This is a genomic window from Shewanella sp. Isolate7 (assembly GCF_022398425.1).
Lineage (GTDB): Bacteria > Pseudomonadota > Gammaproteobacteria > Enterobacterales > Shewanellaceae > Shewanella.
Window position 1 is genome coordinate 1 of sequence record NZ_JAKEVJ010000024.1, and the last position, 14,276, is coordinate 14,276.

Consider the following 14,276-nt stretch of genomic DNA (forward strand, 5'->3'; position numbering starts at 1 on the left):
TGGGGGATACGCCTTGCTGCTCCTGTCGAAGCTGGTTTACCCATTTACGCATGGCTGAATTACTGACGCCCATCGCGCTTGCAGCCTCAGTTATGCTGTATCCCTGTTTCGTTACCAGCTGCGCAGCTTCTAATTTGAACTCTGCACTGAATGTCGGTCTTGTGTTCTTCATTTCTACCACCTTTTCTCTGGAAGTGAGTCTATCACTTCGTCTATTCAGGTGGCCAAATTCACTATGCCACTACATTACCCATAGAAATTTTCATCCGAAAATGACGAGTTAGCGTTAATGCTTAAACTCGGAAATGTCCAAAAGTGATTTGATTTTAACCGACCTGATGATCCAACACGGCCAAATCGAAGAGATGGATAACTCAGTGTAAACATGCTTTTGGCCTTCGAAATCAGGGATGATTTCGCAGAGCATCCATGGATGGACTTGAACAACATCCCTGTATAACGACCAGTTCGGCATCCATGCCTCTCGTTCATAAGCACGAAGCTTCGCTTCATTCACCGTGCCAAAAGAATGTTTGCACATGAGGTCGTTCCTTCACATCCATGTGATCACGACATTTGTGCTTCCTGCACTTCACCTGCGGCAGGCAATTGATAACAGTTGCGGCTAACGCTAAAACGAAGGCAACCAATACAAAGAAGGTTACCCCTTTAACGCAAAAAAGGGCTTAGATTCTCATCTAAGCCCTTTTAATCTTAACGCTAACCCGATGCTATAAGCATCAAACCTGCGCCTTCATTAATCGCAGTGATTAATGAACAATCTCCATTTCTGCCAACAGGTTATCGGCATGATCCAGATACTTCATCACCCATAGCATGTAACGGCTGTCTACCTGGATAGAGCGGTTGGTTTCGGTATCGTAACCCCAGTCGCCAATAATAGACTCATACACACCGTCAAACAGCAGACCGACCAGCTCGGCGCGGCCGTTAAGGGTTGGTGAACCTGAGTTGCCACCTGTGGTATCCAGGGTCGACAGGAAGTTTACCGGCACTGAGTCGATAGACTTCACATAGTAGTCGCCGTATTGCTTCTGCTTGATCAGCTCAAGCTGCTTCTTAGGCGCGTCGAATGGCACTTCACCCGTATCTTTGGCCACTATGCCTTCAAGACGAGTGAATGGTACGGCATGCAGACCATCTTGTGGCGAGTAGCCCTTAACATGACCCACGGTGACACGTAGGCTAGAGTTCGCATCGGCATAAACCGGCTTACCCAGCTCCTTGTTGTAGGCGATGATGGCATCCATATATTGAGGACGCACCTTCATCAGCTTGCCGTATAGTTCCTTCTCTTTCTTTTCCTGAGCCATATCTGTGTCATACATGGCAACCGCAAACTTGATGAAAGGATCTTTAGAGGCCTTGAAATCGGCAACCGACTTATCCATCCAGGCAAGACGAGTCGCCTTGTCGCCCAGCTCAGTCTTGGCGTACATCTTGTCTAGCACCTTGCTGAGTTTAGCCGCATCGAACTTCTTGCCAATACCAAAGGCCTTGTCCAGCTCAGGGATGCGCTCTTCGCTCGGCAGCTGGGCGTAACGGGTCAGCAGATCCAGTACCACGGCCTTGTCGACGCTTGGGGCATAACGACGGTCGATACGCTCGAGGCCCGACTTGAAGCGAGTCATGTCGCGCTCCTGGTAACCTGGCTCGCGGGCCATGTCGTCCAGTTGCTTCTCGTTCGCCAGACGGTATAGCTTACGGGCAGTCGGCAACATGGTGGTGTAACCGATATAACCCAAGATGATGTCGCGGGCCTGATGCTCCTGGCTTTCTTTAATCAGCTTGTCCAGCTCGGCCATGGTCTGGCCATACTTAGCCTGACGCTGGCTGTCTTTGTTGATCCAGCCAGTGAGTGCCGCCTCACGCGCCTTACGATCGTCGAGCATGGTCGACTTGCCATAGAACTCGATCATCGAGGTGAAATTCTTGGCATAGTTGGCCAGGCCGGCGATCAGGCTCTCGTACTTGATACGCTCGTCGCTACCTTCTGGGGCGGTTTCCTTGATGATCTCGATGAAGCGTTCACGCAGCATCTTGCCTTCTGGATAAGCCCACTCGAACTGGTTTTCCACTTCGTTGGCGGTGCGGTAACGGTTGGTGCGACCCGGATAACCGGCCACCATCACGAAATCGCCATCGCTGACGCCCTTGGCCGATACCTTAAGGAAACTCTTTGGCTCGTAAGGCACGTTGTCTTTGCTGAAATCGGCCGGCTTGCCGTCTTTAGAGACATAGCCGCGATAGAAAGAGAAGTCGCCGGTATGACGTGGCCACATCCAGTTATCGATGTCGCCGCCATACTTACCTACGCTGGCTGCCGGGTTGTATACCAGACGCACGTCGCGGATTTCCAGCTGCTTCACCAGGTAATATTCCAGGCCGCCGTGGAAGCTGTAGACCTGACAGCGATAGCCGTCATCGGCCTCACACTGAGCAACCAACTGCTTCTCTTTGGCTTCGATGCCCTGATAGAAATCGTTACCTACCTTGTTTTCCAGCCCCTGCTTCACCTTGTCGGTCACATTGGTAACTTCCTCGGTGACATAGATGCGTGAGCCTGGGGTGGCTGGCAGCTCTTCGCCATAGTTCTTGGCCAGGAAGCCATCTTTTAGCAGATTCTTCTCTGGCGTCGAGTTGTATTGAATCGAACCATAGGCACAGTGATGGTTAGTCACCACCAGGCCCTTTGGCGACACAAAAGACGCGGTACAGCCACCTAGGCTGATCACGGCGTTCATGGGAAATTCGGTGAGTTTAGAGATAGATTTGGCGTCGATTTCCAGCCCTTTAGCCTTCAGCTCATCTGCCATGGCAGGCAGTTGATAGGGCTGCCACATCCCTTCATCGGCTTGAACGCCGAAGGCAGCGGCAAGCGCCACTGACACGAGTAACTTTTTCATTTGCTAAGTCCGTTTTATCGTTATAAAAATTTTTATAATACCCAATGGGTTGTTAAAGCCTCAGTTGCTGGGGCCTTAAAATCCCTACAAAAAAGTCGGGCAATGGCCCGACTTTATCATAAATTGTTGAGTAACAAACAGCTTAGCAAATCAGCGAAAAGGTAAGCAGGTATTTCCAGCCCCCTCCCCCTTCGCTTTAGCGCCCATTGTCAGGCGATTTTTACAGTGCGACCCAGAGCTGAGCGGCAATAATCACCAATCCCAGCAGCGCAGTTGTCGCCAACGCGGGCAGACCACCACTCACCTGATAACCGCCCAGGTTCTGTTTACGCTGTCCCAGCGCCATGGCGATAGGCAGGAAGATGATCATCACCACCAGCGGCAGGGCCGCGAAGCCTAACACCTTAATGAAACCATCGGGATAGTAGAGCGCGCACAGCAGCGGCGGCACAAAGGTCACCAGCCAGGTCTGAACGCGGCCCAGCAGGTTTTCTCTGGCGCGGGTCAGCTCGGCTATATAGTCGAACAGGCTCATGGTGACCCCGAGGAAGGAGGTGATCAGCGCCAGGTTGGCAAACAGGTCGATACATTGCTGCAATATGCTCGAGTGGGCAATCCCCTGCAGCGCGGCGACCAGCTTAGGCAGAGAACCCTCGAAGCCGTGCACGGTAGCGCCGCCCACCGTGCCCAGGGTCACCATCAACCAGAGGATGTAGCACACCAAGGGGATGGTCGAGCCAATCATGAGCACCTTACGCAGCGACATGGCATCACCATCCAGGTAGCGCACTATGGTCGCGATACAGACATGGAAGCCGAAAGAGGTAAACACCACAGGGATGGCCGCCAGCCAGAGGTTACCCAGCTCGCCCTTAGACACGAGCTGCGCGGCAGATTCCCGCAGAATGTAGTTCGGGCTCACCTCGGGTAGCAGGAAGAGCACCACGATGACAAACAGGGCCACCATGGCGGTAAACAGCACCCGAGAGACCTTGTCGATCCAGGAGACACCTATGGCGATGAAGCCACCGAAGATAAAGGTAAAGAGTAATACCGCCGCCTCATGACTCACCTCGATCCCTAAGGGTTCGAAACGGGATTTCAGCAGGGATGAGCCGCCCATCAGATACACCATGGTCAGGGCGAATAACAGGCTCAAGAAGGAGCCGCCTTGAATGAGCTGTCCTACTTTACCTAGGGTCTTGCCCGTGATGGCGTGAACATTCAACCCCACCCCGGCACGTAAATTAATCTCTAACATGAGTAGCGAGGTGTAGATGGACACCGCCCAAATCGCTACCAGTAATAGTAAGGCTGGAATCGTCCCCAAAGAAGCCGTTGCCAGAGGCAAGGCCAACATGCCGCCCCCAATTGCGGTACCCGCAACGATGGCAATAGAGCCAAGCATTTTTAAGTTCACAAATTAGTCCTGTCTTTATTTATTATCTCTTTTTGGAAGGTCAGATTTAGAACGACTGCGAAGGCGGGATTTAGTCATGAAACACGCTAAGTGATAGCCTCCTAACCGAACTAAGGATCTCTGCCCTAGCACGCGTTGGGTTGGCCTCAACAGCTTAGCTTTTACTATCTTCCGATCTAGCTAAGCCCCTGAGGCTGCCTAAATCGGTAACAATATCGATAGGTTTGTTTCATCACTACCTTTACTCTATAAATTTGACTGTTTGGCACATTAACAGAGCCACAGGCGGCGCACAAGGTATGCAAGATGATCGGATGCAAGTTTGTACAAAGGCGTAAAATGCCCGAAACAAGCTGTCTACAGAGTGATCACCCCAGGCGAGTTGGCAACGCCTTGCGCCGCTAACGGATTTGAGTATAATGGCCGCCACTGCTTCAGGGGAGTAGCTAACAAGGCGAGCCAATTTGCCTTGAGTGAGTGTCAACATACTTGGCCACATGCCATGGTACTCACGGTAAGGGGAGCACCTCTTACTTTGCAAGACCTGAGCACGGTTACCGTTCATTCATTAGGGGGCGGCGGATCGTGCTTGGATTTTTTGCCCCCTTAGGAACTATGATGGAAGCATTACTCGCCTCAACCTTCACCGTCGCCATTGCCGAGATAGGTGACAAGACCCAGCTGCTGGCATTGATCCTCGCCGCAAGATTCAAAAATAAGACCGCCATCATACTAGGGATACTGCTATCGACCCTGGCGAACCACTTTGCCGCCGCCTGGCTAGGCCAATGGGCCATCAACTGGATAAGCCCTGAAATGGCCACCTATATCGTCGCCTTCTCCTTCTTCGCCATCGCCCTCTGGGTACTGGTGCCCGACAAGGTCGACGCCGAGGAGAGCCGTTTCTATCAGATGGGCCCCTTTATCGCCACCTTCATCCTGTTTTTCCTCGCCGAGATGGGCGATAAGACCCAGGTAGCCACCGTCGTGCTGGCGGCCAAGTATGATGCCTTGCCCCTGGTCGTCCTGGGTACCACGCTGGGGATGATGATCGCCAACGTACCCGTAGTGATCGCCGGGCATTTCAGCGCCGACAAGCTACCGCTTAAGTGGATCCACCGCGGCTGCGCCGCCCTGTTTGCCCTGCTTGGCGTGGCCACCCTGCTCTACTAACCCCTAGCGCTAAGGACTAAGGGCTAAACCTAAGCGCTAAACCTAGAAACAACAAAGCCAGTGATGTGAGTCACTGGCTTTTCAATTTTAGTTGCAGTTAGCAGCCGGGTAGCGACTAACAACCGAGTTACTGCTAGCGACCGAGCCCCTGCTTGATGCGCTGACCATAGTCTTCATCGGCCTTGAAGAAGTGGGCCAACATGCGCTCCTGCACCTCCTGACTTGCCTGGCTCAGAGAGCCCGAGATGGTCGCCGCCAATCTGGCCTTTTCTTCCTCAGAGAAGATGCGATACAGGTTGCCCGCCTGGGTATAGTCATCCTGATCGTAACGGCTGTAGCGATCGGCTTCGCCATCGAGTCTCAGCGGTGGCTCGGCAAACTGTGTAGGCTCCACCAAGGCAGACTGTGTGCTGTTCGGCCCATAGTTGACGCTGGCATCGCCACCTGTCTGACTGCCACTGAATGGACACTGAGTCCCCGCCATGGCGCCACCACGCTGATGATGATTCGCCTTAGCCGCATGGGGGCAGTTAACCGGCAGCTGATTATAGTTGGCACCGATGCGGTAACGCTGGGCATCGGCATAGGCAAACAGGCGCGCCTGCAACATCTTGTCGGGCGAGGCCCCCACCCCAGGTACCAGGTTACTCGGCGCCAGGGCCACCTGCTCTACCTCGGCAAAATAGTTCTGTGGCAGACGATTAAGCTCCAGCACACCTATCTCGATCAGCGGGTAGTCGGCGTGAGGCCATACCTTAGTCAGATCGAATGGGTTAATATGATAGGTGTTGGCATCAGTCTCGGGCATGATCTGCACATTCACCGTCCAGCGTGGGAAGTTGCCATCCTGTATCGCCGCCACCATGTCACGCTGTGACGAGTCGGGATCGATACCCTTGAGCTTGTCTGCCTGCTCGTTGGTCAGATTCACCACACCCTGCTGCGACTTGAAGTGGAACTTCACCCAGAAACGCTCTCCCTTGGCATTCCAGAAGGAGAAGGTGTGCGAGCCGTAGCCGTGCATCTGACGATAGTTGGCGGGAATACCGCGATCTGACATCAAGATGGTGACCTGATGCATCGCCTCAGGGTTGAGTGACCAGAAGTCCCACATCGCCTGCGGATCTTTCAGGTTCGTCAAAGGGTTACGCTTCTGAGTGTGGATGAAGTCCGGAAACTTGATACCATCGCGCAAGAAGAAGGTCGGGGTGTTGTTACCCACTATGTCGTGGTTGCCGCGCTTGGTGTAGAAACGCAGGCCGAAACCACGGGGATCGCGCTCGGCATCGGCAGAGCCCATCTCGCCGCCCACGGTCGAGAAGCGCACGAAGGTCTCAGTCTGCTTGCCTTCGCCGTTAAAATGATCGGCGATGGTGTAATCACTCAGATCTTTGGTCAGGGTAAAGGTGCCATAGACACCCGTGCCCTTGGCATGCACCACGCGCTCGGGAATGCGCTCACGGTTAAAGTGGGCCAGCTTCTCGATAAGATGCCAGTCTTGCATTAATAGCGGGCCGCGCTCGCCGGCAGAGAGTGAGTTTTGGTCGTCGGCAATTGGGGCGCCGCTCTGGCTGGTTAAGTAGTTGGTTGTCATAATTCGCTCCATCCTGTTTAGCTTATCTGGCATTTGTTTCGGGGTTAGATTAGGTCTTGCACTAGCGATTGGCTTAAGCCTTGAATCAGCTCAACCAATCTTCGATAACATCAAATATTGTGGCCATAGCGTGTACTCCACTAAGTGCTTGCACCGAAGCTGGCGATGAGCCCTTGCACCAGGCGCTTCACTTAGCTATTTAACTTGTCGATGAAGTAAGATTAGGCGAGCGACAGATTAAGTCAAAACGATTAAAACAAATAACCTTAATCCAATTTACAGATTAAGGTTGAAGCCAGCCTTGCCGCTATGCTCTCGCAGCGATCGCCTTCGCGCTAGATGACAGGAGTACAATTAACTCGAAAACAGCAGGTTAAAGTCGGGAGCAAAAAGCCTGGCAGAGCAGCCTACAATAACCACCGACTCAAACCCGACAGGACAGGAATAGGCAACAGGAACAGACAACTGAAATAGACAACTGAAATAGACAAATGGCGCCTGAGTCGGCGGTTCCCCCTAAAAGAGTGAGTATAAGTCAGCGGGAATGAATCGGCTGAATTGAGTCACTTAAAATAGAGAAGCTGACGCCAATAAACAGGCATAGATAAACAGGAGTCGATAAACAGGATTCGACAAACAGGAACCGATAAATAGAAATCGATGAATAAATAGGACAGGGATATTCGCCGGGCAGGCTACAACCAGAGGCAGAGCGCATTTTCCCGGCGTCATCTGTAGGCTCAGCTCTCCTTGTCGAGCTTAACCTTTGAAACCTGATACAGCTTCACCAGATAGAAGGCATCGATCAGCACGATGAAGAAGTTCACCAATGCCACCGGCAGGGCACCGATCGCCAGGCCATAGGCGACAAACAATGCGGCCCCTATCAGGTTCCACCAACGCAGCTTCTTGATATTTGACATCATGAGGGAGATGGCAACCACCACAGAGGCCAGATAGCCTACCCACTCCCAAATTGTTGCCGTATCCATAGGCACTCCTTAACCCTAAAACACATCTTCCCTAATTATGGCACTAGGCTGCACAGCTGGCAGCCAATCTTTCAAAATTATCTCACCAATTCAGGTGCATGCCAGGGCAATGCCAACCCTAGGGTCTGTTTATCTTTCAGGTTTAATTTTTGTTCAATCTAAACGCGTTTTGCTCAAGGCGCGTGCTGTGTCGCATAGTTACTCTATGTAAATTGCACGCAACACAGGGCAAGGCGCGTTTAAATGAACCCTTTGAACAGCTTTTGTAGGCCATTTCTACGGCGTTATCTCCCGTTCATGTAGATTAACTACACTACACAGGCTCTGCCTTGTATAAATTCCCTACAAAATACAGCAAAAACAAACAGGAAAGGTCAACAGACCCTAACGTTAAGAGATCAGACGACAGCCTGACGCTTAACCACCGCCGCCGTCATACGGGAGATACAGCAGAGCTCACCGGCGCTATTGTGAATGAGGACCTCCCACACAGAACTGCGCTTGCCCAGGTGAACCGGCTTGGCTGTCGCCGTCAGGGTACCGTTGCGTGATGCCTTGAGGTGGTTGGCGTTGATCTCCTGACCGACACAATAGTAGTGCTCAAAATCCACCACGAAGTTGGCCGCATAGCTGGCAACCGTCTCGGCCAGGGCCACATTGGCGCCGCCATGAACTATCCCCAGGGGATTATGCACCGCTGGCGAGGCTGGCATGGTGGCTTTCATGTAATCTTCGCCAATTTCGCTGATGGTGATCCCCAGGGTCTGCATCAGGGTGCCTTTGCCGTGCATGCCTGCGTCCATCTTGGCGCAATCTTCCAGAGTGACGGGTCTAAACCAAATACTCATGTCTCTTTCCACTGCTTACAAAAATCAACAAATAGTCTACTTGGTCACAGGGCAATAAGATATAGGAGAATAAGCTGAGGGAACCAAGGCCTGAGATCGGTATATGCCCAGGGAAAATGGTCCGTCTGGAAGGCGGCGAATTTAGGCAGCAAGTTGGGCATAGGATGATTAAACATGCTGGGAGTGGCCTTCATCCGCCCTGAATTATTAGTCTCGTTTGCCGCCAAATGGCCGCATCAAGTGGGTTTGTGTGACGAATGAAGGCCTAGGGTAACTGGTAAAAATCTCGCACCAAATCAAGGCGCTGGCGCAGCATTTAAGCCGGGCCGGTAACGCGCGACAGTTTAGCCTGAAAACGCAAATTAACAAGCCCGATGAGTTAGGGAAAAACAGAAAATTATCACGGCGTTACCTGAGCCGCAGAAATGGCAAGGCGGCGCTACACAAACCAAGAGAACCGCTAACAAGACGCTAAACTTACGTCTAAAGAGATGAAACACAAGCGAATGCAATCTGTAACAGGCATAAAAAAAGCCAGCTGGGGAGAACAGCTGGCTTTGGGGAGACTCGGCAGACTAGTTGCGGCGACGCAATCCAGTCAGTCCAAGTAACATCAGTCCTAGGTAACCTAACGAACCGCCGTCATCCTTTTCTTTCGGCTCTGGCTTAGGTTCTGGCTTAGGCGCAGGGTAGCTTAGGGCCACGATCACTGGGTCGTGATCCGATGCAGAGAAGGCATTTTCAGACTTCTCAAGCTCGCCTGTGTACTTGCTGCTGTATTCGAACAGGTTCGACTCGACTGAGTTGATATGCCAATCTTGAATATCAACCACTCGCGCAGCCAGGCTAGTGTTGGCTAGCGCATGGTCGAGATTACCTAACTCACCGTTATAGCTGTATGAGTAGGTTGCAGTACCGTGAACCTGAGTATTCAGGTTGACCATGCCGTAGCCCTTCTCGATCTTGCTGCCTTCACGCTCGTACACCTTACCGCCCAGCGTAGTCCAAGAGGCAGTCATGATGTCACGATCCGAGTTTGCCGCGTCATAATCGGTCAGCACACGGATAGGATCTTCCAGGCCATAGGCATTCATGTCGCCGATAACCAGTAAGTCACCTTCAACATCTTGCAGGACATCACCGATCACCTTAGCGGCCGATACACGGAACTCGTTACACTTGCCCTGAAGATCCGCAGGATCGCTGCTGTCTTCAAAGTTAGCCCAGTCTTCGATACAACCCGAACCCTTAGACTTTAAGTGGTTAATCACAACGGTCAGCTTCTCACCATTAACGCTAAAGGCCTGGCCTAAGCTGTGACGCTGGTACTTATCGAACGCAGGGCTTAGCTCAAGCTTATCGCCTTCGCCGCGTGTTACTACGCCTTCCATCGCATGTTGCTCAGGCGTCTCGATAACAAAGGCGTCACCCGTTGGCTCAACCTTGCTTGGACGATAAAGCATGCCTACCGTGATGGCGTCACCGCCGACATACTCGCCCTTGTACTTATCCGCATCCGCAACCTCGATAAACTTATACGCATCGGCGGCTGGCAGGTTAGCATTGAGATCATTGACTAAGTACTGAATCGAACTGTCTTCGCCAAAGCCATTATTCTCGATCTCCATCAAGCCAATGATATCGGCGTTCATCTCGGTCAACGCGCTGACAATCTTAGTACGCTGCAACAGGTAATCTTCTAGGGTATGGGCACCACGACCACAACCTCTTGAAGCATCGGCATCGGCCTGATCCTTACAAGACGCATTTAACGCACCACCCACATCGCTGTCGCTGGTGAACAGGTTCAACACGTTGAAGCTGGCGACACGAATATCACCCTTGGTCGCTACCTCTGGCGCGTCGACTCGATCGTCTTCGCGAATGAAGTCGCCAGCCACGATCTCGTTTGTGGCAACCAAACGATATTCGTTGTAGCTGTAGCTAACGACACCTTCGAGGTTAGTCAGCTGATCGCCCACACGGATATAGCCAGTCTCGGCATTGAAGGTTGGGAAATAAGGTACTTCACCGTTCTTTGCCTTGAAATCAGACTCGACGAACAACTGGTTTGCACGGTTTTTCTTCTCAAGCGCGATAGCCTCGTCTGTCATGGCAGGATAAAGCTGTGTAGGCTTCATCAGCGGCGCCTTGTACGACAACATCATGTTGTTGCGACGCGCGGCATAATCATAGCTAAATGTGCGGCTGACCTTCATGTCGCTACCGGCATCGAGCACCACATTCATGCCTTCGAAACGCTCTAGCGCATCGCCAAGATTTTCGCCGTCAGCCACATAGAAAGGCGTTGCGGCTGGCGCGCCCAGGTTCTCGCCCACTTCCATCTTCTTGTCGGCTTTAATATCGAGCTGAGTCAGGCCATAGTATTCTTTCACCAGACCTTGAACACAGACTTCAACGCCAGGCTGGATCTCTTCACCGGCCGCTTCGCCCAGGTAAACAAAAATACCGTCAGAGGTATAAGGCGAACCGTCGCCCTGAACTTCCTGCAGGTAGAAGCCTTTGAACAGGCTGTCACCACGAGCGGTAACCACACCACGAATAGTGACTTCCTCTTTAGAAGCATACTCGCCGTCGGCGATCAGCGGGCTAGACTTACCGGCGCCCTGTACGCTGTAGATAGGAGTGATCTTGGCACCTGTACAGGTGAAGGCTGGCGCTTCAGGTTCGGTCGGTGCGCTGCTGCCGTCAAGATTACCCAGGCCGCTAAAGGTATCGACAGGCAATACCTTCCACTGGCTCTCGACGAAGACGTTTGATGCGCTAAGCGCATCGGTATTGCGCTGCATTGTGGTATTCATGCCCCAGCCACTAGGCGTTGGCACAGCACCTATGATGTCAACCACTGCACCGTCTTTGACCAGTGCTACAGCATCACCACCGTTGAAATAAAGATTACCCGTGCTGCTGTCGACATCGCTACCTAGGGCGATTTCGGCGCTTGGATGTACGATCACTTTGAGTTTTTTGGCATCTATGGTGAGACCGTCTAGGGCGACCATATCTAAGGCATTGGTAGCGCCATCTTTGTAGCGCACCAGCTTGTAGCCGGTAAGATCTAAGGCGGCGTCGCCTGAGTTATACAGCTCGATCGCCTTATTGTTGCTGTTGCCTTCAACGTATTCGCTGATGAGCAGGTCGGCTTTCGCAGAAACGGGCAAAGCCGCGGCTATTGACAGCGCAAGCACTGACAACTTTTTAACATTATCCATTGTTCAACCCCATTTTTATAATAATGCCGCTAATTTTTATTAACGTGCGGCGAGATTGTTACAGAAGTGCCCAAGCCAATTTGTGATATAGATCACATTCCAAAATAGCGAACATTATGTTTATAAAATGCGGTTAATATCTATACAGGAGATGGCATACATATTAGTAAATTGTGATTAAACGATTGGTTTCACGGCACAAAAGTAAAGGCCGTCGATATTCATTCGTGACAGGTTCAGAGAATATCAAATAAAACAATAGATAAGTCTGAGCATTTAAACGCTCACCATCAGACCTGATTAGTATAAATACTCAATGAATTTACAAACCGCGGTTTCAAATTTTGGTCAATTTAACTTTTTTAACGGTGAGAAGGTGAAATGTCGAAAGTGTGACAAGCCGCAACCTGGGTTGGTCAGAATAGCGCTCAAAATCAAATCAGCTTCGGCCAAGCGCCTAACGCATTGGGACAATTAAGCGCCAAAACTAAGCCAAATGCTAAGCCCAGCATCCACCGGGCTTTGACTTGCTGTCTTTAATATCCCGAATGGATTAACAAAATTCGAAGTGACAGGCGTTTGCCTGGGACCAGCGCAGCAGCTCGACCCGGTTACGTGATTGTGTCTTACGGAAGATAGAGGAGATATGGGCCTTGACCGTATGCTCACTGATACAGAGGCGATCGGCGATCTCCTTGTTGCGGGCACCGCTGGAGACCAGCTGTATGATGGTACGCTCACGGCTGGTGAGCTTTTGCAGCATGGCAACCATATCCTGGGTCAGCTCGACGCCACTGTCCTGGCGACTAACAAGCTGTCGAAACACCTTAGAGATCAATGGTCTGTCATACCAAAGCTCATCGTTCACCATCTTACGCAGGCCGGTCAGCGAGAGATCCATACGCTGATCGGAAAACAGCAACCCACGCACCCCAAGCAGCAGGGCCGATTCAGGCTCCAGGCTGCCACGTTCGACCTGATAGAGGGCGATAGGCACATGGGGTAATAGACGTGCAACGATCAGGGGCACGCCCTTGCTGTCAAGCGCCGCCCCTTTCTGGGCAATAAGGTAGAAACTGTTGCGATCACGCTCGGGGTCCAGGTCACTGACCTGACGTGCGATACGTGTCTTTAAGCCGATGGATTCGGCCAGAACGGCCAGATGGCACGGTGTTGAATCTTGGTGCAGAAAAACCAGTTCATCAATTTTACTCATACGCTTCTCTCCCTGAAAAGCATCTCAACGCAATTAACCATATGTGAGTAAGCTATCCCTGTTATTGATCTTTATGAACTTCATTCCTCCTAGCCATAGATAGCACTGAATCTATTCAGCCATGACTAGTAAAAAAGTATGTCGGCTATATTAACTAACTCGAGTGAGAATAGTTATCACTATTAGTTATATAAAGCTGACTAATCACATCATTAGCATATAATAATGCTTCTGATGTGATAGGCAAGCTACAGATTATTATTACTTTTTCAGGTTCAGCAGCAGTCTGTCATGCCAGCGGGAGAGAAGCAGCACGCTCGCTAGGGCACCAATTAGCGCCATCCCCATGTCAGACTGGGTGTCCCACACATAGCCCTGAGTGCCCAGGAATGCCTCGGCATCTTCACCGGTAGCCAGCGCCACCCACCACTCGACCAACTCATAGAAGGCCGACAATGCCAGGGCGAAACAACACACGAGGAAATGACACCAGGCGCCTTGTTTCACCACCTCGAGCCGCAGAAACACCTCCCTTGCCAGCAGCGCGGGAATAAAGCCCTGGGCAAAGTGCCCTACCTTGTCATAGTTGTTGCGCTCGCTGCCCATCCAGTCGGCCAGGGTGTCAAACAGGGGCACCTCGGCATAGGTGTAGTGGCCACCCACCATGAGTATGACGGCGTGGATCAAGATAAGCCCGTAGGCCAGAGAGGTCAGCGGGAAATTTTTACGGGTAAGAAACAGGATAGGCAGGGCGATCAGCGCGGGGACGACCTCTAAAAACCAGGTAAAGCTATCTTTTGGTTCTATCCCTGACCAGATCAGCACGGCGAAGAAAATTGTGAGCCACACGGTGCTTTTATTCAAAATAAGAAC

The 14,276-nt window shown here is 51.7% G+C and carries 10 protein-coding genes; 1 reads left to right on the forward strand and 9 read right to left on the reverse strand.

Annotation, left to right across the window (positions count from 1 at the left end; all coding sequences use genetic code 11):
* The 3 genes from L1D47_RS07665 to L1D47_RS07675 form a co-directional block, all read right to left on the reverse strand.
* A partial coding sequence (locus tag L1D47_RS07665; protein ID WP_239882384.1) for a transposase occupies nucleotides 1–172 on the reverse strand: 172 nt, incomplete at its 3' end.
* Between the two features lie 598 nt (nucleotides 173–770).
* The gene (locus tag L1D47_RS07670; protein ID WP_239883753.1) at nucleotides 771–2,927 is read right to left on the reverse strand and encodes a S46 family peptidase; all 2,157 of its coding nucleotides are present in this window, start codon (nucleotides 2,925–2,927) and stop codon (nucleotides 771–773) included.
* 220 nt (nucleotides 2,928–3,147) lie between these two features.
* Nucleotides 3,148–4,347, reverse strand: coding sequence for an aromatic amino acid transport family protein (locus L1D47_RS07675; protein ID WP_239883754.1), 1,200 nt, complete (start codon nucleotides 4,345–4,347; stop codon nucleotides 3,148–3,150).
* A 618-nt stretch (nucleotides 4,348–4,965) separates the two neighbouring features.
* Between L1D47_RS07675 and L1D47_RS07680 the strand changes: the two genes are divergently transcribed.
* Nucleotides 4,966–5,520 carry a TMEM165/GDT1 family protein gene (locus L1D47_RS07680; RefSeq protein ID WP_239883757.1) on the forward strand — a complete coding sequence of 185 codons (555 nt, stop codon included), beginning with the start codon at nucleotides 4,966–4,968 and terminating at the stop codon, nucleotides 5,518–5,520.
* 133 nt (nucleotides 5,521–5,653) lie between these two features.
* Here L1D47_RS07680 and katB read toward each other — a convergent pair whose 3' ends face one another.
* From katB to L1D47_RS07715, 6 genes are all read right to left on the reverse strand, one after another.
* Entirely contained in the window at nucleotides 5,654–7,114 is a 1,461-nt protein-coding gene (gene katB, locus L1D47_RS07685) for a catalase KatB (protein WP_239883765.1), read from the reverse strand.
* A gap of 740 nt (nucleotides 7,115–7,854) precedes the next feature.
* The gene (locus tag L1D47_RS07690) at nucleotides 7,855–8,106 is read right to left on the reverse strand and encodes a YgjV family protein (RefSeq protein ID WP_041510030.1); all 252 of its coding nucleotides are present in this window, start codon (nucleotides 8,104–8,106) and stop codon (nucleotides 7,855–7,857) included.
* A gap of 398 nt (nucleotides 8,107–8,504) precedes the next feature.
* A complete protein-coding gene (locus L1D47_RS07700; protein WP_041510029.1) occupies nucleotides 8,505–8,954 on the reverse strand; it encodes a PaaI family thioesterase in 450 nt (149 codons plus the stop codon).
* Between the two features lie 575 nt (nucleotides 8,955–9,529).
* On the reverse strand, nucleotides 9,530–12,187 hold the full coding sequence (gene exeM, locus L1D47_RS07705; RefSeq protein WP_239883768.1) for an extracellular exonuclease ExeM: 2,658 nt from the start codon (nucleotides 12,185–12,187) through the stop codon (nucleotides 9,530–9,532).
* A 553-nt stretch (nucleotides 12,188–12,740) separates the two neighbouring features.
* The gene (locus tag L1D47_RS07710; RefSeq protein ID WP_041510027.1) at nucleotides 12,741–13,403 is read right to left on the reverse strand and encodes a LuxR C-terminal-related transcriptional regulator; all 663 of its coding nucleotides are present in this window, start codon (nucleotides 13,401–13,403) and stop codon (nucleotides 12,741–12,743) included.
* 261 nt (nucleotides 13,404–13,664) lie between these two features.
* Nucleotides 13,665–14,267, reverse strand: a complete 603-nt coding sequence (locus L1D47_RS07715) for a DUF2238 domain-containing protein (protein ID WP_239883771.1) — start codon at nucleotides 14,265–14,267, stop codon at nucleotides 13,665–13,667.
* Nucleotides 14,268–14,276 lie beyond the last annotated feature (9 nt).